This is a genomic window from Myxococcus sp. CA005 (genome assembly GCF_006518205.1).
Lineage (GTDB): Bacteria > Myxococcota > Myxococcia > Myxococcales > Myxococcaceae > Myxococcus > Myxococcus xanthus.
Map to the genome: position 1 here is coordinate 19,516 of NZ_SRLV01000016.1, position 23,242 is coordinate 42,757.

The window sequence follows — 23,242 nt, forward strand, 5'->3', positions numbered from 1 at the left end:
GCGCCCCGGAATGAAGCACCTGCGCCAGAAAGGGGATAACGTGACCTCCCATGCGAGTTCTTCCCCTGTTGCTCCTGGCCCTGACTCCGGGGTGTGCCTCCACGCTGTCCACGCAGCAGACGGCCCGAACGCTGGCGCCGGGGCAGGTCCAGGTGACGGGCGGAGTGGGGGCCTTCGTCCCGGTGGGGGCCCTGGTCCGGGTGGTGGACGCCGGCATCGAGCAGGGGGAGGCGGCCCGGGACGCGGTGGTGAATGACCGCCCCTACACGCTGAGCGAGGAGGACCAGCAGGAGCTGCTGACGGCGGGCGTGGCGCTGATGGTGGCCCCGCCGGGCGTCAATCCGGAGCTGATGGTCCGGGTGGGAGTGGTGGACCGGCTGGACGTGGGCCTGCGCTACAGCGGCATCTCCCTGCGCGGGGACCTGAAGTTCCAACTGGCCCACGGCGGAGATGAGGTGGGTCGCTATCTGGAGCTGGGCCAGCGCTCCTTCGACATGGCCCTGGGGGTGGGGGTGTCCAAGCACTTCTTCAGCAGTCCGGTCCTGGACGTGCTGGAGGTGGTGGAGATGAACGACTTCAGCCGCTACGACGTGGAGGTGCCCCTGTACCTCAGCGCGGACTGGGGGGACGTCTTCAAGCTCTACGCGGCGCCCAAGTACATCTACAGTCGCACCCGGCTGGACGCGCGGCTGGTGGACTACTCCCAGCAGGGGAAGCCGGTGTCAGGCTTCGACGCGAGGCTTCCCGCGACGGTGGGCAGCCACTTCGTGGGCTCCACGCTGGGAATCGCCGTGGGCTACCGGTACGTCCACCTCTTCGCCGAGGTGACGGGGGGCTACTTCCGGAGCAGGCCGCAGCTCTTCGGGATGGAGCGGAACCTGGGGGGCGTTACCGTGATGCCTTCAGTGGGCCTGGCCATCCGGGCGGGCGGTTCGGACAGGAAGCCGACGGCCGGTCGCTGAGGAGCCGTCCCGCCAGGCGGACGCTGCTCGGAAGTGCAGTGGTGATTTCCGAGCGTTCCCCGGTGCCGATGGCCTCTGGTAGTGTCCGGGCCGGTGAGGATTTCCGCGTGAGCCAGTCCCCCGTCCCGTTCGCTCCCAAACCCGGGCAGATTCGCGGCCCCCGACTGACAGGGCGCTTCGCGGATGGCACGCTCGGAGAGTTTCCCCTGGGGCCGGCGACGTCCCTGGGCCGGCATCCGTCCAACACGTTGCGGCTGGTGGACCGGGAGGTTTCCAAGGAACACGCGGTCATCGAGCGCGTGGGCAAGGACTTCATCCTCAAGGACCTGGGCTCGTCCAACGGCACCTTCGTGAATGGCCGCCGGGTGAAGGAGCTCAAGCTGCGCGACGGGGACGAAATCTCCCTGGGCGCCTCGCGGCTCATCTTCCACAGCGGCGAGCCGGTGGCGCCGGCCAACGCGCCCACCGCGCCGGGCGTGACGGTGGTGGCGCAGTCCATCTCCATGCCGGCCTTCCTGGCGCAGATGGACCAGGTGCCGCAGAACTTCCGGCCCGCCGAACAGGTGTCGGACGTGGAGGCGCTGCGCCGCGACTACGAGAAGCTGCGCATCGCCCATGAGTTCCACCGCCAGGTGAGCCTGCAGGGCAGCCAGACGGGGCTCTTCGAGCAGATCCTCAAAGTGGCCTTCCAACTGCTGGCCGCGGACCACGGCGTCATCCTGAAGGTGGCCGCGGACGGCGAGTTCATCCCGTCGGCGGTGCACCACCGCTCCGACAAGGCCGTCAACGTCATGCTGTCCGACACCGTGCTCAAGCGCGTGGTGGAGACGGGCAAGGCGGTGCTGACGGCGGACGCCATCATCGACGAGCGCTTCTCCGCGGCGGAGAGCATCGTCGCACAGGGCATCCGGTCCGCCATGGCGGTGCCGCTGAAGGTGAACGGGAAGATTCAGGCGGTGCTCTTCCTGGACAGCCGGCAGCAGATCAACGCCTTCTCGGAGAAGGACCTGACCATCCTCTCCGGCATCGCCTCGCAGGCGAGCATCGCGCTGGAGAACGCGGCGCTGGCCGAGCAGATTCGCGCCGAGGCCGTGACGCGCGCGGAGCTCAGCCGCTTCCTGTCCAAGGCCGTCGCCGACGCGGTGATCGCCGGTGAGACGGAAGACCTGGCGCAGAGCCGGCTGGCGGAGGTGAGCTGCCTCTTCGCGGACATCCGCGGGTTCACCACCATCTCGGAGAACGATTCTCCGCAAGAGGTGGTAGACATGCTCAACGCATTCTTCACCGCCATGGCCGGGGTGGTGTTCCGCCACGAGGGGAACCTGGACAAGTTCATTGGGGACTGTGTCATGGCCGTCTGGGGGCCGCCGCTGTCGCACCCGGACGATGCCGCCCGCGCGCTTCGGGCTGCCTTGGAGATGCAGGACGCCGTGCATGAGCTGAACCGCCGCCGCGTGGCCGCGGGCAAGCAGCCCATCGAGGTCGGCATCGGGGTGAACACCGGGCAGGCCGTTGTCGGCTACATGGGCAGCGCCGAGCGCCACGAGTTCACCGCCATTGGCGACACGGTGAACACGGCCTCGCGCCTGTGTGGCATGGCGAAGAGCGGTGAGGTCCTGGCCTCCGAGTCTACGGTGCGCAGGGCGGGCGCCGGCTTCGACGTGGAGGGGCTGCCGGCCCTCCAGGTGAAGGGCAAGGAGAAGGCCGTGCCGACCTACCGCGTCCACGGGCTGGAGTACACCACCGCCGCTTCCTCCTCACGCCGCGCATGAGTCCGACGACGCAGGCCTGCCCCAACTGCGGCCATCTACACGACATCCGCGTCTACGTGAGCGGCCAGCGTGTCCAGTGCCGCTGCGGCATCCGGTTCGAGGCCCGCCGGGGTGACGTGGCCGCCGAGGTGGCGCGCAACACGATGGTGCCCACGGGCAGCGGCATCCAGGAGCAGCGCCCTCCGGCCAATGGGACCTCCGGCGTGGTGACGGTGGTTCCTCACGCGGAGCCGGAGCCAGGCATCGACATCTCCCTTTCTCGCGCTCCGGAGCCCGTGCGCTCCGCGCCTCCCGGTGGCGTGAACGGGCTGCCAGGCGTGGCGGCGCCGGGGACCAGCGGTGTGGCCATGCCTTCCAGCAACGGCGCTTCGGACGCGTCAGTGGACCAGACGTTGGTGCGCTCGTCCGCGAAGACGGGCTCGGACACCGCGCACTCGGAGCTGAACGCGCAAGAGAACAGCACCTTCGTGGGCGCTGGCAAGGTGGACCTGCCGGGCTTGGAGCTGCTGGAGCTGCTCGGGCGCGGCGGCATGGGCGAGGTGTGGCTCGCGCGGCAGCAGTCGCTGGGGCGCACGGTGGCGGTGAAGCTGCTGCCGCCGCGGCTGGCGAAGGACCCGGAGTTCGTCACGCGCTTCGAGAAGGAAGCCACGGCGCTGGCGGCGCTCAACCACCCGCACATCATCCAGATCATCGACCGGGGCGTTGCGGGCGAGCACTACTACTTCGTCATGGAGTACGTGGAAGGCCGCTCGCTGCGCGAGGCGATGTCGGCCGGGCTCCCGCCGGAGAAGGGCATCAAGCTCCTCCTGGCGGTGGCGCGCGCCATCGAGTGCGCGCACGACAAGGGCATCATCCACCGCGACCTGAAGCCGGAGAACATCCTGCTGGACGGGCGGGGGCACGTGAAGGTGGCGGACTTCGGCCTCGCGGGCATCCGCGCGCCGGACTCGCGCCTGCAGCTCACCGCGACGTCGGTGGCCATGGGCACGCTGAACTACATGGCTCCCGAGCAGCGCCGCGACGCGAAGAACGTGGACGGGCGCGCGGACCTCTTCTCGCTGGGCATCATCCTCTACGAGGTGCTCACCGGGGAGCTTCCGCTGGGCCGCTTCAAGCTGCCCTCCTCGAAGGTGCCGGGGCTGGACCCGCGCGTGGACCCGGTGGTGGACCGCCTGTTGGAGCAGGACCCGGCCGCGCGCTACGAGAAGGCCAGCGAGCTGTGCGCCGCGCTGGAGGCGATGATTTCCACCAGCTCCGCGCCGGGCATCCCGCAGAGCGACCTGGACGGCCGCATGGTGCCCGCGGCCGCGCGGTCGGTACGGCCGGGGCGGCAGACCGCGCTGTCGCGTCAGCTCCGTTCGGGCTGGCGGCGCGTGCGCGGTGGCCTGTCGGTGGTGGGCGGGCTGGCGCTGCTGGGCTTCGCGGTCCGGTGGTTCGTGGGGCCGGTGAGCCTCCACCTGGGCGACGACCAGCGCGTCATCATCGGCACGAAGGGTATCCAGGTGAAGCCCGGCAACCGGGTGCTGCCGCCGAACACCTACGGCGAGGTCTTCTCATCGCTTTCCTTCGCGGCGCCCGCCAAGGCCGGGGGCACTTCGCGCCTGGAGCTGGGCTTCAACGAGGGCAACGAGGAGGTCAACGTCCATAGTGGCCAATGGCGGCTGGTGGATGGGGAGCTCCAGGCCTTGCAGGCGGGCAAGGAGACCAATGGGCGGCGGTTGATTCCGCGCGCGTACATCGCGCAGCGCTACTTCTCGTCCAACGATTTCACGGCCGAAGTGCTGATGGACGTGGCGCGGCTGGGACCGGAGTACGCGCAGGAAGCGGATGCGCAGCACTACGGCGAGCTGGCGTTCCGCATCAAGGACTTGCAGGTCTCCGCGTTCGCCATTCCGGACGTGGGCATGCGGCTGTCGTGGCGCTACTTCATGCCGGACGGGCGCGAGGTGGTGGGGAACAGCGCGCAGGACACGGAGGCGCTCGTCGAGGACGAGATGCCGCTGCCGGCCCACGGCCCCTACCAGGTGCGGCTGCAGATGCGCCGGAACAGCTCGGGCGTGCTGGTGGAGGCGTTCCTCAACAACGAGCGCTACGCCCGCAAGCTGCTGGTGGGCCTGGAGGACCGCGTGGGCAAGGTGGCCCTGGGCTGCCGCAACCTGTCCTGCTCGTTCGATGACTTGAAGGTCCGGGGGCACCTGATGCCCCGGCCCGTCCGCCGCGTCGCCGCCAGCCCCGAGTAGCCCGCACGGCAGGCGAAGGCTTGCGCGGACGCCGCTCCATCCCCACCTTGCTCTCGGCATGTTCCGCCTCGCGGGCGTCCGTGCCGAGCCTTCAGGGGGACGGGGATGGAGCTGTGGCGCATGGCACTGACGCCGGTCTACGCGGCGTGCCTGTTGGGACTGTTGGTGGTGGCCTTCGCCTACGGGCGCAAGGACGTGACGTCCCGTCCCTACCGCGTGCCTCTGTTGTGGTTCGGACTTCTGGCGGGGGTGTCGCTCGTCGTGCTGCGGCACGTCCAGGGGACCGGAGCGGTGTTGGCCTCGGAGACGGCCGTGAAGGCCATGGGCTCTGTCCTGCTGATGCTGGCCGCGGGGTTGGCGCTGCGGGGCGCCTGGGCCCGGACCCGGGCCAACGTGCTGCGGGGTTCGGCGCCGGTGCCGCTGGATGAAGCGGTGGAGGCCCTGCGTGCCGGTGCATCCCCGGGCTGGGGCGTCTACCACGGCGTCCTGGACGCGGAGTCGACGTTGACGTCGCCCGGTGGCGTGCCGTGTGTCTTCTTCGACGCGGAGGTGCGCGAGGTGGCGGCGGACGGCCGGCGCGGGCCGCTGTTGTCGCGTGAGCGCGCGTATGCGCCGGTACTGGCGCTGCGTGGCCAGCGCCTCCATGCTTCGGTGTCCTTTTCGCCCGCGTCGCTGATGGCTCCGGTGGAGGTGCGCCGGTGCAAGGCCCTGCCAGGCACGGTGCCCGCGTCCTGGTATCAGACGGCGCACCCGGAGGCCCTGTCCTGGGAGCGCGTGGGCGCGGTGGGCGAATCCTGCCTCGTGGTGGGTGAACTCCGGAGGGGCCCTGTCGAGGGCAGCTACGCCCTGGTCGGTCGGGAGGGCGGCCCCGCGATGTTGGTGCTGGGACCCCAGGCTCCGGCCACCTGTGGGACGCTGGCGCGCCGGGCCTGGCGGCACTTCGCGGCGGCCGGGGTGCTGTCCATGGCCGCGGCCGTCGTCCTGTCAGGGGCGCTGTGAGACGCGCGGCGGGGGCCGTACCGCCGCGCCAGAAACGTGATGCGCCGCCAGGCCTCGCGGTCCGGGCACTGACGCCCGGGCCGCTCGGGACTCGCTCAGGCGGCTCCGGTGCTTCGCGCGGTGGAGAACACGAGCTGTTCCTCGCTGTCCGCCACCCGCACGGTGAGGGTCCGCTCCACGCCGGCGAGGCCCAGCGGCGTGGACTGCGCCAGGTCCGAGAGCAGGGAGCCCGCAGCGCGCAGGTGGAAGCCGGTGGTCCACATGCCCTCCAGCTCGCCGAACACGGTGCGCAGCTCGTCCGGGGCCTTGCGTTCGTCGATGGCGCGGCGCAGGCGCACCATGCCGCTCACGAAGTTCCTGCACCGCATGAGCGTGTTGGGGTTCTTGGAGATGACCTCCGCGAAGCTGAAGTTGCCGCCACCCGGGCGCCACTCGCTTTCGATGAGCTGCAGGTCCTTGCCAAGGTCGCGCACCGTGGGGTCCTTCTGGAAGTACCACTTGGCGATCTGCGCGGCGCGGCTGGGTGACAAGTCATTCAGCATGAGGCTGCCTTGCTCCTGCACCTCGCGGAGGTAGGCCTCCCAGATGGGGGCGTAGACCGCGCGCCGGAACTCGGCGGAGGCGCGGGGAAGCTGCTCGCTCCAGGGCAGCGCGCGGGCCAGGGCGCGTGAGAAGCGGGACAGCTCGAGCGTCTGGATGCGGGGCACCAGGGCGCGGAACGAGTCATCCGCCATCTTCAGCTCGAGCCGCGTTTCGATGGGGTGCTTGCCCATGTCCTCCTGCATGGTGCTGATGACGGTGGCCGCGTCCTTCGCGTCCAGCACGCCCCAGACGACGGCGTCATCCACCGCCTGCTGCAGGTCCTTGCGCGACAGCTTCTTCTGCCGTCCCCACAGCATCAGGTGCAGGCCGTAGCCGAAGTCGGAGGCCACGGGGGTGGGAGAGAAGCGCGTCATGTCCGCCTTCAGGTCCACCACCCACTGGCCGCGGGTGCCCAGCAGCTTGTCCTCGTAGCCCCGGCGTCCGAGGAACGCCATGCGCCGGGCGCCCTGGAAGTTCTCCTGCGTCACCCAGGACTGCTTGCTGACGTTCTTCGCCTTGAGCAGCTCGAACGAGCCCAGCCCCAGTGAGAAGCCGATGGCCTGCTGGCGCGTGAGCGTGGTGGCGTGCAGGTAGTTGCGCAGCTCGAACTCGCTCTGCTGGGCGGGGAGGCTCTTCATCCACTTCAGCAGCTCCACCAGGTTGCCCTTGAGCAGGGACTCGTGGAAGCGCATCGCGGTGACGTCCTCCACGACGACCTCCAGCAGCGTGGAGGTCTCCGACAGGCGCAGGTATTCGTACTCGAAGCCCTCGGCGACCTGCGTGCGGACGGCGTTCTCCAGCGACTCTGCGACGCGGGCCTTGAAGTCGGCCCAGGCCTGCGGAAGGTTGGCCGGGTCCGCAAGCTGCGGGTCGATGCCAAGGCGCTCCAGCACCAGGCCCAGCACCTTCTTCTGATTGTCGTCCAGCTTCGCCTTGCTGGCCTTGTCCACCAGGCCGTCCATGATTTCCACCGCGGTGGTGCCCTTCTTGACGAGGTCGCGAAGGACGGGCCCCAGCAGCGCTTCCAGCAACTGGCCCAGTTGGGCCTTCACCGTCGCCGGGTCCAGCAGCTCCACGGTGATGCCCAGGCCGGCGGAGAGCGCCTGCTCATGGGACTTCACCTTGCGCACGGCGACCTGGATGCGGCCGGCACGGGGACGGGAGAAGCTGAGCTGGTAGTCGTCGGTGAGGGACACCCGGGCGGACAGGCCCGCCTTGGCGCTGGTCTTCAACGCGAGCAGCTCGTTGCCGCGCAGGAAGCCCAGGCGGTTGAGGTTGGTGGGGAAGATGTCCGCCCAGTTGAGCTCCAGCCGTGTGTGGAGCGCGCCGCGGACCTGCCACGCCACCGCGTCCCCCGTGGTCAGCTTGGCCAGGTCGGTGGCCTGCATCAGCCGCAGCTCGGACAGGTCGGAGCGCACGGCCTCACGCATGTTCTGGCCCAGCGGATGCGCGCGGTAGTCGCTGAGCGTGACGGACAGCTCCGTCTGGTTCTCGGAGGCGAGGAAGGACAGGCTGGCGCTCACGGCGGCCTTCACGCGCGCGGACACCTGGTAGCGCATCCACCCGATGTCACTGCCCAGCAGCAGTTGGGGCCGGGGCCCTGGCTCGGCGCTCTCCGGGCTCGGCTCGCCGATGATGCCGTTTTCGTCCACGTCGCCCAGCGAGTTGAAGTTCCGGATGGACGCTTCGCCGGTGGCTTCGAAGGAGAGGGTGAAGCCGTGCATGGCGAGCTTGGGCGGAAGGATTTTCTCTTCCGTGAAGGTCCCCTGGGCCAGCGGCACCTTGATGTCCTGGTCCTGCAGCTTCACGTCGGGCACCTTGCCCGCCACGACGTCGGGAAGCTTCTCCAGCAGCTTGTTGACCACTTTCATGCGCGTCCCCCTGGGCTGAAGCCTCCTGCACGTGGGCCGGAGGTCTCTTCGTCGTACGCCGTTGCCCAGCTCGGAACAAGGCGGATACCAGAAAAGACCGGTGGTCAGCGGACAGATGCCCTGGAGGGTGGGGTGGGAGCCGCCCCCGCGCGGTGCGTCAGGGCTCGTCGCCCAATCCGTACTCCTTGAGTTTCCGCGCGAGCGTGTTGCGGCCAATCGCCAGCACGCGGGCCGCGGCGGTGCGGTTGCCCTTCACGGCGTCCAGCACGCGCAGGATGTGGCGGCGTTCGACCTCCGCCAGTGGCAGCAGGCCCGCATCCAGGGGCGCAGGCGCAGTCGGCGCGTTGACACCCTGAGCGGCTGCGGGAGGCGGCAGGGCGGCCCGGTCCACATCGGGCAGGGGCAGGTGCTCTTCGAGAATCTCCCCTTCACAGAGCACCACGGCGCTCTCGATACAGTTCTCCAGCTCCCGCACGTTTCCGGGCCAGCGGTAGCGCTTGAGGCGCTCCACCGCGGCGGCGCTGAGGCGGGGCGGCGTCAGCCGGTGCCTCCGGGCGACGGCGGCGACGAAGTGGCGGGCGAGCCGCTCGATGTCCTCCGCGCCGCGCTCCCGCAGCGGCGGCAGCACCACCTCGACCACCTTGATGCGGTAGTAGAGGTCCTCGCGGAAGCGGCCCTCGGCCACCATGCGGGCCAGGTCCCGATGGGTGGCCGCGACGATGCGCACGTCCACCTTCACGGCCTGGGTGCCTCCCACGCGCTCGAACTCGCGATCCTGGATGACCCGCAGCAACTTGCCCTGCACCGGCAGGGGCAGCTCGCCAATCTCGTCGATGAACACCGTGCCGCCGCTGGCCGCCTCGAACTTGCCGGGCACGCGGTGGTCCGCGCCGGTGAAGGCGCCGCGTTCGTGGCCGAAGAGCTCGTTCTCGATGAGCGTGGCGGGCAGCGCCGCGCAGTCCACCTTGATGAAGGGCTGGTCCCTGCGGGGACCATTCACGTGGACGGCACGGGCGAACAGCTCCTTGCCGCTGCCACTCTCGCCGCGCAGCAGCACCGTCGCATCGGTGGGCGCGGCCTTGCGCACCAGTCGGTAGATGGCCTGGAGCTGCGGGGACTCGCCGATGATGCGGTTGAAGAAGTAGCCCACCGGTACCTGGGGCTGCTCCTTCGCGCGCTGGAGCTCTTGATAGAGGCTGGTGCTCTGGAGGGCGGTGCTCACCTGCGAGGCGATGGCGGTGAGCCGCTGCGTGTCCTCGTCGGTGAAGCGGTCCTCGCCGCGGCGGTTGAGGACCTGGAGCACGCCGTAGAGGGCGCCGTCCCCGTCGCGCAGTGGCACGGCGAGCAGGCTGGTGGTGCGGTAGCCCGTCATCCGGTCGATGTCCGCGAAGAAGCGCTGCTCGCCGCGCGGGTCCGGCACGTTGATGGCGTGCCCCGCCTTGGCGACGGTGCCGGCGACGCCCTGGCCCAGCTTGACGCGAATCTGGGACACCTCGGGCAGGTGCGCGGCGCGGCTGAACAGCTCGCGGCGGGCCGGGTCCAGCAGCCAGAGCGTGCCGCGGTCCGCTTGCAGGGTGATGGCGATGCGGTCCATCAGCGTCTGGAGGAACGCGTCGAGGTCCACCTCCCTGCCGACGAGTCCTCCGAAGGGGAGGAGGACCTGGGAGACGTCCGAGGGGGCTTGGGGCATGGCGGGCAACGGCGGCAGGACGAAGGCGGAGGCCGCACCATAACATCCAGAGGGCATGGGACTGCCCCCTCTCAGGCCGCGCGGCCCAGCACCAGCCGCTGGCCTTCGCGTGCGGGCTCGCACACGGGGAAGAGGGCGCGGGCCTGCTCCGCCATGTCCTCGAGCATGTCGTCGCCGTGCGCCGGGTCATGGTGGAACAGGCACAGCCGGCGCGCCCCCACCAGCCCGGCCACGCCCGCGGCATCCATCATGGTGGAGTGGCCCCAGCCCTTCTTCGCCACGCCCTTGCGGCCCTCGTATTCGTCCGGCGTGTACTGCGCATCCAGGCACAGGACGTCCGCGCCCTCGAAGAGGCGGCCCACCTCCGGCGCGAGCTCCTGCACCCGCACCTCCACGTCCGTGGCGTAGACGAACGAGTGGCCATCCGCCTCCAGGCGGTACGCCAGGCACCCCTGCGGGTGCGGCACGTCGATGGGCGTGACGCGGAAGGGGCCCACCTCCACGGGTCGGGCATGCAACGCCGAGCGGAAGTCCATCCGCGAGCGCATGGTGCTCAGCGGCACCGGAAAATGAGGCGGCTGCATCTGCGCGGCCAACTCGGACTGGAGCGCCTGGGCCCCATTCGCGCCCGGACCGTAGAGCGTCAGCTCGGACGTGGGCAGCCAGGCCGGCGTGAAGAAGGGGAAGCCCTGCACGTGGTCCCAATGCAGATGCGAGAAGAAGAGCGTGGCCTCCTGGGGCGCGCCCTCGCGCATCATGATTTCGCCCAGTGCGCGGATGCCCGTCCCCGCATCCAGGATGAGGCGGTGGCCCTGGCTGGTCACCTCCACGCAGGCCGTGTTGCCACCAATGCGCGAGCCCGACACCGCGATGCTCCCCCGAACGCCATGAAACCGGACTTCCATCGTAAGTCTCCTTGAATGGGGGGCCTCCGCCTGGGACGCCCTCATGCCCGGAGCCTCAGAGCACGGGGTGTGCCATTCCCAAATGCCCGGAATCAGGAGCGCGGGCCTCGGGCTCGTCCACCGGTGCTCCAGAATGGATCGCGCTCGCCTGGTGCGGGCGATCCAAAGCGGTGCAGGTCGCCCGCAGGACGGGGCGGCGGGCACGTCTTCCAACGTCCCACGGCAGTCCTGTCTTCAGATCTCTCCCGATGCGGGAAGGCGTCCAGGAGGTTGCACCCGGCATCGAGCGGGGCTGTGTGTTTCAAGTCTTGTCGGAGCCTCGGACACAACCGTCTGGGTTCTGGGAATGCGCCGGCTTCCGTTCACTCCAGAGTGATTCAATGGCTCTCGAGTGCAGGTTTAGCAATCCTCGGGCCGTAACCACGCCGTTGAAGGCAGTCACGCTCTCGTCACGCTTGGGGTGTTTCCAGCTTCAACGGTGTTTATCCTTCAGGGCGGTTTGCTTGACACGCTGCCTCATGGAAGCGTATGCAAAACAATGAAAACGGTGTCGTTGCCGAGCCTTAGGGCCTCCAGAACGCCATCCTCGCGGACCCAGGCAGCCGGAATTTGAGACGGGGCTGTCAGCGGTTTGAACGCAAGGATGCGGCGGGGGTTGTGGCGGCAGCCCGACCAGAATTCGGTTGGTGTGCCAGTTATTGCCAGATTCTGAGAAATAGCAGGCTGGGGGGAAGTTGCAATGCCTGGGCCGCGGTGTGCTGAGAACGATTGGGTTGCATTGCTCGTCCGCGTCAATCACGAGAAAGTGGCTGCCGCTCAGTTGGGGAAACACGGCTACGAGTTCTTCCTGCCGACGTACACGCCTCCCAAGTCCTCGGGTGTGAAGGCGAAGCTTCCGCTCTTCCCCGGGTACCTTTTCTGTCGTTACCAGCCGCTCAATCCGTACCGCATCGTCCGGGCGCCCGGGGTCATCCGGCTGCTCGGAGGTGACGCGGGGCCGGAAGCCGTGCCCGCACAGGAATTGGAGGCCATCCGCCGGGTCGCGGATTCGGGTGTCTCTTCCAATCCCTGTGACTATCTGCGGGTGGGGCAGCGCGTGCGCATCATCGAAGGGCCCCTGACAGGTCTGGAAGGAAGTCTGGTGACGAGCAAGAGCCAACTCCGGTTCATTGTCTCCGTGGGGCTGCTACAGCGCTCGGTGTCCGTGGAGGTGAGCGCCGAGCAACTGGAACCGATCACCGACTGATTCCGCGGACATCCCCTTCCATTCCTTCATCACCCCGACCCGCAGCAAGGCTTCAGGGACCGTGAGTCGTTCCATGGACAAGAGAATTATTTTCGACATCGTCACCAGCAGTGTTCGGGAGGTGGTACCCGAACTCGAATCACATCCGTTCGAGCCGGAGGATGACCTGGTCGGACTGGGCGCGAACTCGCTCGACCGCGCCGAAATCGTCAACCTCACGCTGGAGAAGCTGGCGCTCAACATCCCCCGGGTCGAGCTGATTGACGCGAAGACCATTGGCGGGCTGGTGGACGTCCTTCACGCGAGGCTGTGAGGCGAAGCCATGGGGCCGGTCGGGATTGAAGCCATGAATGCCTACTGTGGCATCGCCAGGTTGGATGTGTTGCAGCTGGCGACCCACCGTGGCCTGGACACCTCCCGCTTCGCGAACCTGCTCATGGAGGAGAAGACCGTCCCGCTCCCCTATGAGGACCCTGTCACCTACGGCGTGAATGCCGCCCGGCCCATCCTGGACCAGTTGACCGCGGCGGAACGGGACAGCATCGAGCTGCTGGTGGCTTGCACGGAGTCCTCGTTCGACTTCGGCAAGGCCATGAGCACCTACCTGCACCAGCACCTGGGGCTGAGCCGCAACTGCCGGCTCATCGAGCTCAAGAGCGCCTGCTACTCCGGGGTCGCCGGGCTGCAGATGGCCGTCAACTTCATCCTGTCCGGCGTGTCGCCGGGGGCCAAGGCCCTGGTGGTGGCCTCCGACCTGTCGCGCTTCTCCATCGCCGAAGGGGGAGATGCCTCCACGGAGGACTGGTCCTTCGCGGAGCCGAGCTCGGGTGCGGGCGCGGTGGCCATGCTGGTGAGCGACACGCCCCGGGTGTTCCGCGTCGACGTGGGGGCGAACGGCTACTACGGCTACGAGGTGATGGATACCTGCCGCCCGGTGGCGGACAGCGAAGCGGGAGACGCGGACCTGTCGCTCCTCTCGTACCTGGACTGCTGTGAGAACGCCTTCCGGGAGTACACCCGCCGCGTCCCCGCGGCGAACTACGCGGAGAGCTTCGGCTACCTCGCCTTCCACACGCCGTTTGGCGGCATGGTGAAGGGCGCCCACCGCACGATGATGCGCAAGTTCTCCGGCAAGAACCGCGGGGACATCGAAGCGGACTTCCAGCGGCGAGTGGCCCCCGGGCTGACCTACTGCCAGCGCGTGGGGAACATCATGGGCGCGACGATGGCGCTCTCGCTCCTCGGGACCATCGACCACGGCGACTTCGCCACCGCGAAGCGGATTGGCTGCTTCTCGTATGGCTCGGGGTGCAGCTCGGAGTTCTTCAGCGGCGTGGTGACGGAGGAAGGGCAGCAGCGGCAGCGCGCCCTGGGGCTGGGAGAAGCGCTGGGGCGCCGGCAGCAGCTCTCCATGCCGGATTACGACGCGCTGCTGAAGGGGAACGGCCTGGTGCGCTTCGGGACCCGGAACGCCGAGCTGGATTTCGGTGTCGTCGGCAGCATCCGGCCGGGCGGGTGGGGCAGGCCCTTGCTCTTCTTGTCGGCGATTCGTGACTTCCATCGCGACTACCAATGGATTTCCTAGCCTCGGGGCTTCGAGCAAAGCCATGTCCAGCGTAGCGACGGCCGTCCCCCTGACGGCCCGTGACAGCGCGGTGAGCCGCCGGCTGCGAATCACCCCCAGCATGTGCGGCCAGACGTCCTTGTTCGCCGGGCAGATTGGCGACTGGGCATGGGACACCGTCAGCCGCCTGTGTGGCACGGACGTGCTGACCGCGACCAACGCCTCAGGCGCGCCCACCTACCTGGCCTTCTATTACTTCCGCATCCGGGGCACGCCCGCGCTGCATCCCGGCGCGCTGCGCTTCGGCGACACGCTGGACGTCACGTCGAAGGCGTACAACTTCGGCAGCGAATCCGTCCTGACGGTGCACCGCATCTGCAAGACGGCGGAGGGCGGCGCTCCGGAGGCGGATGCCTTCGGCCATGAAGAGCTGTACGAGCAGCCCCAGCCAGGCCGCATCTACGCGGAGACCTTCAACCGGTGGATCACGCGCTCGGACGGCAAGTCGAACGAGAGCCTGATCAAGTCCTCGCCCGTGGGGTTCCAGTACGCACACCTGCCGCTCTTGCCGGACGAATACTCGCCGCGGCGGGCCTATGGGGACGCGCGGGCGCGGGGCACCTTTCACGATGTGGACTCCGCGGAGTACCGGCTGACCGTGGACCGCTTCCCGCTGCGCTACGCGGTGGACGTCATCCGGGACGTCAATGGGGTGGGGCTCATCTACTTCGCGTCGTATTTCTCGATGGTGGACTGGGCCATCTGGCAGCTGGCGAGGCACCAGGGACGCAGCGAGCAGGCCTTCCTGTCGCGCGTGGTGCTGGACCAGCAACTGTGCTTCCTCGGCAACGCGGCGCTGGACACCACCTTCGACATCGACGTGCAGCACTGGGAGCGGGTGGGCGGCGGGGAAGAGCTGTTCAACGTGAAGATGCGCGAGGGCGCGCAGGGCCGGGACATCGCCGTGGCGACGGTCAAGGTGCGCTTCGACGCCGCTTCGGAAGGAGGCCGCCGTGGGTGAGCCGATGACAGACGAACAAATCCGCGGAGTCGTGCACCAGTCCATCGTGCGCGTCCTGCCCCGCGTGCGCTCCAACGAGATTGCGGGCCACTTGAACCTCCGCGAGCTGGGCGCGGACTCCGTGGACCGGGTCGAGATTCTCACGTCCATCCTGGACAGCCTGCGGCTGCAGAAGACGCCACTGGCGAAGTTCGCCGACATCCGCAACATCGACGCGCTGGTGGCGTTCCTGGCCGGTGAGGTCGCGGGTGGCTGAGCGGGTTCCCGGCGGAGTCGGCATCGAGGCCATCAACGCCTACGGCGGCGCCGCCTCCATTCCGGTGTTGGACTTGTTCCGGGGCCGGCGGCTGGACCCCGAGCGATTCTCCAACCTGATGATGCAGGAGCGCGGCGTCGCGCTGCCGTTCGAGGACCCCGTCACCAACGCGGTCAATGCGGCGCGGCCCATCCTGGACGCGATGTCGCCCGAGGCCCGGGAGCGCATCGAGCTCCTGGTCACCTCGAGCGAGTCCGGCGTGGACTTCAGCAAGTCCATCTCCTCGTATGCGCACGAGCACCTGGGGCTGAGCCGCCACTGCCGGTTCCTGGAGGTGAAGCAGGCGTGTTACGCCGCCACCGGAGCGCTCCAGCTAGCGCTGGGCTACATCGCGTCGGGCGTGTCACCGGGGGCCAAGGCCCTGGTGATTGCCACGGACGTGACGCTGGTGGACGAGAGCGGTCTGTACTCCGAGCCGGCGATGGGCACCGGCGGCGTCGCCGTGCTGCTGGGCGACGAGCCGCGCGTGATGAAGATGGACCTGGGAGCGTTCGGCAACTACAGCTACGACGTCTTCGACACCGCGCGGCCCTCGCCGGAGATTGATATCGGCGACGTGGACCGGTCGCTCTTCACGTACCTGGACTGCCTCAAGCACAGCTTCGCCGCGTATGGCCGCCGGGTGGACGGTGTCGACTTCGTGTCGACGTTCGACTACCTGGCGATGCACACGCCGTTCGCCGGACTGGTGAAGGCCGGGCACCGCAAGATGATGCGCGAGCTCACCCCGTGCGACGTGGACGAAATCGAAGCGGACTTCGGCCGGCGCGTGAAGCCGTCACTGCAGTACCCGAGTCTGGTCGGGAACCTGTGCTCCGGCTCCGTGTACCTGAGCCTGTGCAGCATCATCGACACCATCAAGCCCGAGCGGTCCGCTCGGGTGGGAATGTTCTCCTATGGGTCGGGTTGCTCGTCGGAGTTCTTCAGCGGCGTCATCGGCCCGGAGTCCGTGTCCGCGCTAGCTGGGTTGGACATCGGTGGCCACCTCCGGGGGCGCCGCCAGCTCACGTTCGACCAATATGTCGAATTGCTGAAAGAGAACCTTCGCTGTCTGGTTCCAACGAAGAACCGGGACGTGGACGTGGAGCGCTACCTCCCGCTGGTGACGCGGACGGCGAGCCGCCCGCGCATGCTCGCCTTGCGAAGGGTCGTGGACTATCATCGTCAGTACGAGTGGGTGTAGCTCATACGCCACCTCCAATTCCGACGAATGAACACTCCTTCCTTGACGAACTGGCCTGCCCGCCTGGGCTATCTCCTTGCCGTTGGCGGCGCATGGTTCGCGGCCGATCAAGTCACCAAACAGATGGCGCGCGACGGGGCGAAAAGGCCCGTCGCGGTCTTCGATAGCTGGTGGCACTTCCACTACGTGGAGAACCGAGCGGGTGCGTTCGGTCTGTTCTCCAGCTTCGGCGAAGAGTGGCGCATGCCTTTCTTCTACGTCGTGGGCGCCATCTGCATCGTGTTGCTGATTGGCTACTACTTCTACACGCCGCCGACGATGAAGCTCCAGCGCTGGTCGCTGGCGACGATGATTGGCGGCGCGTTGGGCAACTACGTGGACCGGGTGCGCCTGCGCTACGTGGTGGATTTCGTGTCATGGCACGTGGGGGACCGCTTCTATTGGCCCTCCTTCAACATCGCGGACACAGCGGTAGTCGTAGGGGCCGCCCTGATGATCCTGGAGTCGTTCCGCGAGCCGCGTCAGCAGTTGTCTCCCGGATAGGCCCCGCCATGGGTGTGCGGTCGGCCGCCGGGCCAAGGACTGGAGTTCATGGGGACCTCAGAGCCAGTTGAGCCGGACCACGCCTTGTCAAAACCACCGCCTGTCGCGCCCGTCGGCGCCCAGGCACTGCCTCGCGGTCCGGCAATGCCCGGCATCGCGCAGTTGATGATGTTGTTCCTGCGGCCCACGGAGTTCCTGGACCGCTGCGCCGCCCGGTACGGTGACACCTTCACCCTCAAGATTCCGGGGACGCCGCCGTTCATCCAGACCAGCGATCCCGCCTTGATCGAGGTCATCTTCAAGGGTGACCCGGACCTCTTCCTCGGAGGGAAGGCGAACAACGGGTTGAAGCCGGTGGTGGGTGAGAACTCGCTGCTGGTGTTGGACGGGAAGCGGCACCGGCGTGATCGCAAGCTCATCATGCCCACCTTCCTGGGTGAACGGATGCATGCGTATGGCTCGGTCATCCGGGACATCGTCAATGCGGCGCTTGACCGGTGGCCCGTCGGGAAGCCGTTCGCGGTCCATGAAGAGACGCAGCAGATCATGCTGGAGGTGATTCTCCGGGTGATTTTCGGCCTGGAGGACGCCCGGACCATTGCCCAGTTCCGGCACCACGTGCACCAGGTGCTCAAGCTGGCCCTGTTCCTGTTCCCGAACGGGGAGGGCAAGCCCGCCGCCGAGGGCTTCGCGCGGGCCGTGGGCAAGGCGTTTCCCTCCCTGGACGTGTTCGCGTCGCTGAAGGCGATTGACGACATCATCTACCAGGAGATTCAGGACCGCCGGAGCCAGGACATCAGCGGGCGGCAGGACGTGCTCTCGCTGATGATGCAGTCGCACTACGACGACGGCTCCGTGATGACGCCCCAGGAGCTGCGCGACGAGCTGATGACGCTGCTGATGGCGGGCCACGAGACGAGCGCGACCATCGCCGCGTGGTGCGTCTACCACCTCTGCCGTCACCCGGATGCGATGGGCAAGCTGCGTGAGGAGATCGCGGCCCACACGGTGGACGGCGTGCTGCCGCTGGCGAAGATCAACGAGCTGAAGTTCCTGGATGCCGTGGTCAAGGAGACGATGCGCATCACGCCCGTCTTCAGCCTGGTGGCTCGCGTGCTCAAGGAGCCACAGACCATTGGCGGAACGACGTACCCGGCGAACGTGGTGCTGTCGCCCAACATCTACGGCACGCACCATCGCGCGGACCTGTGGGGAGACCCGAAGGTCTTTCGGCCAGAGCGTTTCCTGGAGGAGCGGGTGAATCCGTTCCACTACTTCCCCTTCGGAGGGGGCATCCGGAAGTGCATCGGGACGAGCTTCGCCTACTACGAGATGAAGATCTTCGTCTCGGAGACGGTGCGCCGCATGCGCTTCGATACCAGGCCCGGCTACCACGCGAAGGTGGTGCGCCGGAGCAACACGCTGGCGCCGTCTCAGGGCGTGCCCATCATCGTCGAGTCGCGGCTGCCGAGCTGAACCGCTTGGCCCCACCATCTCCAGCGCGGTGAACATCATGGTCGATTCAGTGTCGAAACAGGCACGGCGGAAGGTGTTTCTTTTTTCCGGCCAGGGCACCCAGTCGTACTTCATGGCCAAGGAGCTGTTTGACACCCAGACGGGGTTCAAGCGGCAGCTGCTGGAGCTGGACGAGCAATTCAAGCAGCGGCTGGGGCACTCGATTCTCGAGCGAATCTATGACGCGCGCGCCGCGCGGTTGGATCCGCTCGACGATGTCCTGGTGTCCTTTCCCGCCATCTTCATGATTGAGCATGCGCTGGCGCGGCTGCTCATCGACCGGGGTATCCAGCCGGACGCTGTCGTGGGCGCCAGCATGGGCGAGGTGGCGGCGGCGGCGATTGCGGGCGCAATCTCAGTGGACGCGGCCGTGGCCCTGGTGGCGGCGCAGGCCCAGCTCTTTGCCCGTACGGCGCCGCGGGGCGGCATGCTCGCGGTGCTTCACGAACTGGAAGCCTGCCGGGGCTTCACGTCCGTCGCGCGGGATGGCGAGGTTGCAGCCATCAACTACCCGTCGAACTTCGTCCTTGCGGCGGATGAGGCGGGCCTGGGACGGATTCAGCAGGAACTCTCCCAACGCTCGGTGGCGTTCCACCGGTTGCCGGTGCGCTACCCCTTTCATTCCTCGCACCTGGACCCGCTGAGGGAGGAGTACCGAAGCCGCGTCCGCGCGGATTCGCTGACGTGGCCGCGAATCCCCATGTACTCGTGCACCACCGCGAACCGGGTGCACGACCTGCGCAGCGACCACTTCTGGAACGTGGTCCGCGCGCCCATCCAGCTGTACGACACCGTCCTGCAACTGGAGGGGCAGGGCGGCTGCGACTTCATCGACGTCGGCCCCGCCGCGTCCTTCGCGACCATCATCAAGCGCATCCTCGCGCGGGACTCCACGTCACGGCTCTTCCCGTTGCTCAGCCCCTTCTCCCGCATCGACCGGGAGCTCGATGGGGTGACGCGGAGCTGCGCGATGACGGAGGCGCCCGCACCCAGGGCGCCTGCGCAGGTGCCGCCGCCGCCGAGCTCGCCCTGGGCGCTGCACACCCGAGGAGCGGCGAGCGCGCCGGTGAATGCCCGCAAGGCCGCGCTCTTCCCGGGGCAGGGCTCGCAGGAGCGCGGCATGGGGGCCGCGCTCTTCGACGAGTTCCCGGACCTGACGGACATCGCCGACGCCATCCTGGGGTATTCCATCAAGCGTCTCTGTTTGGAGGACCCAGGCAAGGAGCTGGCGCAGACGCAGTTCACCCAGCCGGCGTTGTACGTGGTGAACGCGCTCAGCTACCTGAAGCGGCTGCGTGAAGGAGCGGAGCAGCCGGCCTTCGTCGCGGGCCACAGCCTGGGCGAGTACAACGCGCTGCTGGTCGCGGGGGCCTTCGACTTCGAGACGGGACTGCGGCTGGTGAAGCGGCGGGGCGAACTCATGAGCGGCGCGTCCGGAGGGACCATGGCCGCGGTGGTGGGCTGTGATGCCGTGGCCGTGGAACAGGTCCTTCGAGACCGTCAGCTGACCAGTCTGGATATCGCCAACATCAACTCGCCCGACCAGATTGTGGTCTCCGGACCGGCGCAGGACATCGAGCGGGCACGGCAGTGTTTCGTGGACCGTGGCGCGCGGTACGTTCCGCTCAACGTGCGAGCGCCGTTTCACTCGCGCTACATGCAGCCGGCCGCCAGCGAGTTCGAGCGCTTCCTGTCTCAGTTCCAGTACGCGCCGCTCCGGTGCGTGGTCATCTCCAACGTCACGGGCCGACCTTACGCTCATGACAACGTGGTGCAGGGGCTGGCTCTGCAACTGCGCAGCCCGGTGCAGTGGACGGCCACCGTCCGCTACCTCCTGGAACAGGGCGTGGAGGACTTCGAGGAGCTGGGCCCCGGCCGCGTGCTGACCCGCCTCATCACCGCGAACAAGCGGGGCGCCCCCGCACCGGCCACCGCCGCGCCCGCGAAGTGGGCGAATGCCTGAGCCCTCCGGAGCGTCGTTGAAATCCTCGGCCGGTGGGCCGTCCGGCTGCTGAGACCACTGAATGTCCACCTCACCTGTGCAGGAGCTGGTTGTCTCGGGGTTCGGGGTCACCTCCGCCATTGGCCAGGGGGCCGCGTCCTTCACCTCGGCGCTGCTGGAGGGCGCGGCACGGTTCCGGGTGATGGAGCGGCCGGGCCGTCAGCATCAGGCCAACGGGCAGACGACGGCCCACCTGGGGGCGGAAATCGCCTCGCTGGCCGTGCCCGAAGGCGTCACCCCACAACTGTGGCGCTCGGCCACGTTTTCGGGGCAGGCCGCACTGGTGACCGTCCACGAGGCCTGGAACGCGGCGCGCCTCCAGGCCGTCCCCGGACACCGGATTGGATTGGTGGTGGGGGGCACCAACGTGCAGCAGCGCGACCTGGTGCTGATGCAAGACGCCTATCGCGAGCGGGTGCCCTTTCTGCGGGCGGCCTACGGGTCGACCTTCATGGACACCGACCTCGTGGGCCTCTGCACGCAGCAGTTCGCCATCCACGGGATGTCCTTCACGGTGGGAGGCGCATCGGCCAGTGGCCTGCTGGCGGTCATCCAGGCCGCGGAGGCGGTGCTCTCAAGAAGGGTGGACGTTTGCATCGCCGTGGGGGCGCTGATGGACGTCTCCTACTGGGAATGCCAGGGCCTGCGGGCCATGGGCGCGATGGGCACCGACCGGTTCGCGCGGGAGCCGGAGCGTGCCTGCCGGCCCTTCGACCGGGAGAGTGATGGCTTCATCTTTGGAGAGGCGTGCGGCGCCGTGGTGGTTGAGTCTGCGGAGCACGCTCGGCGACGCGGGGTGACTCCTCGCGGCATCCTGTCGGGCTGGGCCATGCAGTTGGACGCGAGCCGCGGCCCGTTGTCGTCCATCGAAGGGGAGTCGCAGGTGATTGGGGCTGCGCTGCGGCACGCGGACCTCGCGCCGGAGCGGGTGGACTACGTGAATCCTCACGGCAGCGGTTCGCGTCAGGGGGATGCCATCGAGCTGGGGGCCTTGAAGGCGTGCGGCCTGACGCACGCCCGGGTCAACACCACGAAGTCCATCACCGGGCATGGCCTGTCCTCGGCGGGTGCCGTGGGGCTCATCGCCACGCTGGTCCAGTTGGAGCAGGGCCGGCTGCACCCGTCCTTGAACCTGGTGGACCCGATTGATTCATCGTTCCGCTGGGTGGGGGCCACCGCGGAGGCCCAGTCCCTCCAGAACGCGCTGGTGCTCGCCTACGGCTTCGGCGGCATCAACACCGCTGTCGCCGTGCGCCGGAGCGCCACGGAGAGCTGACACGCCCATGCAAGCCGCTTCCCCTCCGCACCGCGACTACCAGACGCTCCGGGTCCGCTTCGAGGCGCAGACCTGTTTTCTCCAGCTCCACCGGCCGGATGCGGACAACACCATCAGCCGCACGCTGATTGACGAGTGCCAGCAGGTGCTCACGTTATGTGAGGAGCACGCCACCACGGTGGTGCTCGAAGGCCTGCCACACGTGTTCTGCATGGGCGCGGATTTTCGAGCCATCCACGACCGGGTCGACGACGGCCGCCGGGAGCAAGGCAACGCGGAGCAGCTGTACCGGCTGTGGCTGCAACTGGCGACAGGCCCCTACGTGACGGTCGCCCATGTGCAGGGCAAGGCCAACGCGGGCGGCCTGGGCTTCGTCGCCGCGTGCGACATCGTGCTGGCAAAGGCGGAGGTCCAGTTCAGTCTCTCCGAGCTGCTGTTCGGGCTGTTCCCCGCCTGCGTGATGCCGTTCCTCGCCCGGCGAATCGGCATCCAGCGGGCGCACTACCTGACGCTGATGACGCGGCCCATCGACGCGGCCCAGGCGCTGAGCTGGGGGTTGGCGGACGCGGTGGACGCCGATAGCGAGAAGCTGTTGCGGCTCCACTTGCGCAGGCTGCGGTGCCTGTCGAAGCCAGCGGTGACCCAGTACAAGAAGTACGCCTCCGAGCTGGGCGGCCAGCTGCTCGCGGCCATGCCCCGGGCCATCTCCGCCAATGAGGCGATGTTCTCCGACCGCGCCACGCTGGAAGCCATCCATCGCTACGTGGAGACAGGCCGACTCCCATGGGAATCATGACGGAAGGAACGCCAATGGCGCCGGTGGTCACGCTCCATGAGGTGGAGGAGGGGGTGGCGCAGATCACCCTGGTGGATCGCGAGAACAAGAACATGTTCAGCGAGCAGCTCGTGCGCGAGCTCATCACCGTGTTCGGCAAGGTGAATGGAAACGAGCGCTACCGCGCGGTGGTGCTCACCGGCTACGACACCTACTTCGCGCTCGGCGGGACCAAGGCCGGCCTGCTGTCCATCTGCGACGGCATCGGCTCCTTCAACGTCACCAACTTCTACAGCCTCGCGCTGGAGTGCGACATCCCGGTGATTTCCGCCATGCAGGGACATGGCGTAGGCGGCGGGTTCGCGATGGGGCTGTTCGCGGACTTCGTGGTCCTGAGCCGGGAGAGCGTCTACACGACGAACTTCATGCGCTACGGCTTCACGCCGGGGATGGGCGCCACGTACATCGTGCCGAAGCGGCTGGGGTACTCGCTCGGGCATGAGCTCCTGCTCAACGCCAGGAACTACCGCGGCGCCGACCTGGAGAAGCGGGGCGTGCCTTTTCCGGTGTTGCCGCGCAAGGAAGTCTTGCCCCACGCCTACGAGATTGCGAGGGACCTGGCCGCGAAACCTCGGCTGTCGCTCGTGACGCTCAAGCGGCACCTGGTTCGCGACATCCGCCGAGAGCTTCCGGACGTCATCGAGCGTGAGCTGGAGATGCACGGCATCACCTTCCATCACGACGACGTGAGGAGGCGCATCGAGCAGCTGTTCCTCTGAG

At 68.0% G+C, this 23,242-nt stretch carries 19 protein-coding genes; 16 read left to right on the forward strand and 3 right to left on the reverse strand.

Annotated features, from left to right (window positions below; genetic code table 11):
• Nucleotides 1-50: 50 nt before the first annotated feature.
• The 4 genes from FMQ63_RS09765 to FMQ63_RS09780 all read left to right on the forward strand — a co-directional run bounded on the left by FMQ63_RS09765 (nucleotide 51) and on the right by FMQ63_RS09780 (nucleotide 5,973).
• Complete coding sequence (locus tag FMQ63_RS09765) at nucleotides 51-962, forward strand: hypothetical protein (RefSeq protein ID WP_011553967.1); 912 nt, start codon at nucleotides 51-53, stop codon at nucleotides 960-962.
• Between the two features lie 107 nt (nucleotides 963-1,069).
• On the forward strand, nucleotides 1,070-2,734 hold the full coding sequence (locus FMQ63_RS09770; protein ID WP_026114112.1) for an adenylate/guanylate cyclase domain-containing protein: 1,665 nt from the start codon (nucleotides 1,070-1,072) through the stop codon (nucleotides 2,732-2,734).
• Complete coding sequence (locus FMQ63_RS09775) at nucleotides 2,731-4,974, forward strand: serine/threonine-protein kinase (protein WP_020478110.1); 2,244 nt, start codon at nucleotides 2,731-2,733, stop codon at nucleotides 4,972-4,974. The genes FMQ63_RS09770 and FMQ63_RS09775 overlap by 4 nt, the downstream gene beginning before the upstream one ends.
• Nucleotides 4,975-5,079: 105 nt before the next feature.
• Nucleotides 5,080-5,973: a hypothetical protein gene (locus tag FMQ63_RS09780; RefSeq protein WP_011553964.1), complete on the forward strand. Its 894-nt coding sequence runs from the start codon at nucleotides 5,080-5,082 to the stop codon at nucleotides 5,971-5,973.
• A gap of 95 nt (nucleotides 5,974-6,068) precedes the next feature.
• Here FMQ63_RS09780 and FMQ63_RS09785 read toward each other — a convergent pair whose 3' ends face one another.
• From FMQ63_RS09785 to FMQ63_RS09795, 3 genes are all read right to left on the reverse strand, one after another.
• Nucleotides 6,069-8,426 carry a hypothetical protein gene (locus FMQ63_RS09785; RefSeq protein WP_225909290.1) on the reverse strand — a complete coding sequence of 786 codons (2,358 nt, stop codon included), beginning with the start codon at nucleotides 8,424-8,426 and terminating at the stop codon, nucleotides 6,069-6,071.
• Between the two features lie 157 nt (nucleotides 8,427-8,583).
• Nucleotides 8,584-10,173: a sigma-54-dependent Fis family transcriptional regulator gene (locus FMQ63_RS09790; protein ID WP_011553962.1), complete on the reverse strand. Its 1,590-nt coding sequence runs from the start codon at nucleotides 10,171-10,173 to the stop codon at nucleotides 8,584-8,586.
• A gap of 14 nt (nucleotides 10,174-10,187) precedes the next feature.
• Nucleotides 10,188-11,021, reverse strand: a complete 834-nt coding sequence (locus tag FMQ63_RS09795) for an MBL fold metallo-hydrolase (RefSeq protein ID WP_026114111.1) — start codon at nucleotides 11,019-11,021, stop codon at nucleotides 10,188-10,190.
• Between the two features lie 739 nt (nucleotides 11,022-11,760).
• On the opposite strand from FMQ63_RS09795, the gene FMQ63_RS09800 reads away from it, so the two are divergent.
• The 12 genes from FMQ63_RS09800 to FMQ63_RS09855 all read left to right on the forward strand — a co-directional run bounded on the left by FMQ63_RS09800 (nucleotide 11,761) and on the right by FMQ63_RS09855 (nucleotide 23,241).
• Entirely contained in the window at nucleotides 11,761-12,267 is a 507-nt protein-coding gene (locus FMQ63_RS09800; protein WP_011553960.1) for a transcription termination/antitermination NusG family protein, read from the forward strand.
• A gap of 73 nt (nucleotides 12,268-12,340) precedes the next feature.
• Entirely contained in the window at nucleotides 12,341-12,580 is a 240-nt protein-coding gene (locus tag FMQ63_RS09805; RefSeq protein ID WP_011553959.1) for an acyl carrier protein, read from the forward strand.
• Nucleotides 12,581-12,589: 9 nt separating this feature from the next.
• Nucleotides 12,590-13,852 (forward strand): hydroxymethylglutaryl-CoA synthase family protein, encoded by a 1,263-nt coding sequence (locus tag FMQ63_RS09810; RefSeq protein ID WP_011553958.1) that lies wholly within the window; start codon nucleotides 12,590-12,592, stop codon nucleotides 13,850-13,852.
• A 22-nt stretch (nucleotides 13,853-13,874) separates the two neighbouring features.
• The gene (locus FMQ63_RS09815; RefSeq protein WP_011553957.1) at nucleotides 13,875-14,852 is read left to right on the forward strand and encodes an LnmK family bifunctional acyltransferase/decarboxylase; all 978 of its coding nucleotides are present in this window, start codon (nucleotides 13,875-13,877) and stop codon (nucleotides 14,850-14,852) included.
• Nucleotides 14,845-15,108: a phosphopantetheine-binding protein gene (locus FMQ63_RS09820; RefSeq protein WP_228556399.1), complete on the forward strand. Its 264-nt coding sequence runs from the start codon at nucleotides 14,845-14,847 to the stop codon at nucleotides 15,106-15,108. Before FMQ63_RS09815 ends, FMQ63_RS09820 begins: the two co-directional genes overlap by 8 nt.
• Nucleotides 15,101-16,351 (forward strand): hydroxymethylglutaryl-CoA synthase family protein, encoded by a 1,251-nt coding sequence (locus FMQ63_RS09825; protein ID WP_011553955.1) that lies wholly within the window; start codon nucleotides 15,101-15,103, stop codon nucleotides 16,349-16,351. The genes FMQ63_RS09820 and FMQ63_RS09825 overlap by 8 nt, the downstream gene beginning before the upstream one ends.
• 42 nt (nucleotides 16,352-16,393) lie before the next feature.
• A complete protein-coding gene (lspA, locus tag FMQ63_RS09830) occupies nucleotides 16,394-16,894 on the forward strand; it encodes a signal peptidase II (protein ID WP_225909289.1) in 501 nt (166 codons plus the stop codon).
• A 144-nt stretch (nucleotides 16,895-17,038) separates the two neighbouring features.
• A complete protein-coding gene (locus FMQ63_RS09835; RefSeq protein ID WP_020478107.1) occupies nucleotides 17,039-18,370 on the forward strand; it encodes a cytochrome P450 in 1,332 nt (443 codons plus the stop codon).
• A gap of 37 nt (nucleotides 18,371-18,407) precedes the next feature.
• A complete protein-coding gene (gene fabD, locus FMQ63_RS09840) occupies nucleotides 18,408-20,372 on the forward strand; it encodes an ACP S-malonyltransferase (RefSeq protein ID WP_216608643.1) in 1,965 nt (654 codons plus the stop codon).
• 61 nt (nucleotides 20,373-20,433) lie between these two features.
• Complete coding sequence (locus FMQ63_RS09845; RefSeq protein WP_011553951.1) at nucleotides 20,434-21,687, forward strand: beta-ketoacyl synthase N-terminal-like domain-containing protein; 1,254 nt, start codon at nucleotides 20,434-20,436, stop codon at nucleotides 21,685-21,687.
• Nucleotides 21,688-21,694: 7 nt separating this feature from the next.
• Nucleotides 21,695-22,483: an enoyl-CoA hydratase/isomerase gene (locus tag FMQ63_RS09850; RefSeq protein WP_011553950.1), complete on the forward strand. Its 789-nt coding sequence runs from the start codon at nucleotides 21,695-21,697 to the stop codon at nucleotides 22,481-22,483.
• A 14-nt stretch (nucleotides 22,484-22,497) separates the two neighbouring features.
• Complete coding sequence (locus tag FMQ63_RS09855) at nucleotides 22,498-23,241, forward strand: polyketide synthase (RefSeq protein WP_011553949.1); 744 nt, start codon at nucleotides 22,498-22,500, stop codon at nucleotides 23,239-23,241.
• Nucleotide 23,242 lies beyond the last annotated feature (1 nt).

Coding starts and splice junctions, on each gene's coding strand:
- FMQ63_RS09765 (WP_011553967.1), top strand. CDS start 51: ATGCGAGTTCTTCCCCTGTTGCTCCTGGCCCTGACTCCGGGGTGTGCC.
- FMQ63_RS09775 (WP_020478110.1), top strand. CDS start 2,731: ATGAGTCCGACGACGCAGGCCTGCCCCAACTGCGGCCATCTACACGAC.
- FMQ63_RS09780 (WP_011553964.1), top strand. CDS start 5,080: ATGGAGCTGTGGCGCATGGCACTGACGCCGGTCTACGCGGCGTGCCTG.
- FMQ63_RS09785 (WP_225909290.1), bottom strand. CDS start 8,426: ATGAAAGTGGTCAACAAGCTGCTGGAGAAGCTTCCCGACGTCGTGGCG.
- FMQ63_RS09790 (WP_011553962.1), bottom strand. CDS start 10,173: ATGCCCTCTGGATGTTATGGTGCGGCCTCCGCCTTCGTCCTGCCGCCG.
- FMQ63_RS09795 (WP_026114111.1), bottom strand. CDS start 11,021: ATGGAAGTCCGGTTTCATGGCGTTCGGGGGAGCATCGCGGTGTCGGGC.
- FMQ63_RS09800 (WP_011553960.1), top strand. CDS start 11,761: ATGCCTGGGCCGCGGTGTGCTGAGAACGATTGGGTTGCATTGCTCGTC.
- FMQ63_RS09805 (WP_011553959.1), top strand. CDS start 12,341: ATGGACAAGAGAATTATTTTCGACATCGTCACCAGCAGTGTTCGGGAG.
- FMQ63_RS09810 (WP_011553958.1), top strand. CDS start 12,590: ATGGGGCCGGTCGGGATTGAAGCCATGAATGCCTACTGTGGCATCGCC.
- FMQ63_RS09815 (WP_011553957.1), top strand. CDS start 13,875: ATGTCCAGCGTAGCGACGGCCGTCCCCCTGACGGCCCGTGACAGCGCG.
- FMQ63_RS09835 (WP_020478107.1), top strand. CDS start 17,039: ATGCCCGGCATCGCGCAGTTGATGATGTTGTTCCTGCGGCCCACGGAG.
- fabD (WP_216608643.1), top strand. CDS start 18,408: ATGGTCGATTCAGTGTCGAAACAGGCACGGCGGAAGGTGTTTCTTTTT.
- FMQ63_RS09845 (WP_011553951.1), top strand. CDS start 20,434: ATGTCCACCTCACCTGTGCAGGAGCTGGTTGTCTCGGGGTTCGGGGTC.
- FMQ63_RS09850 (WP_011553950.1), top strand. CDS start 21,695: ATGCAAGCCGCTTCCCCTCCGCACCGCGACTACCAGACGCTCCGGGTC.
- FMQ63_RS09855 (WP_011553949.1), top strand. CDS start 22,498: ATGGCGCCGGTGGTCACGCTCCATGAGGTGGAGGAGGGGGTGGCGCAG.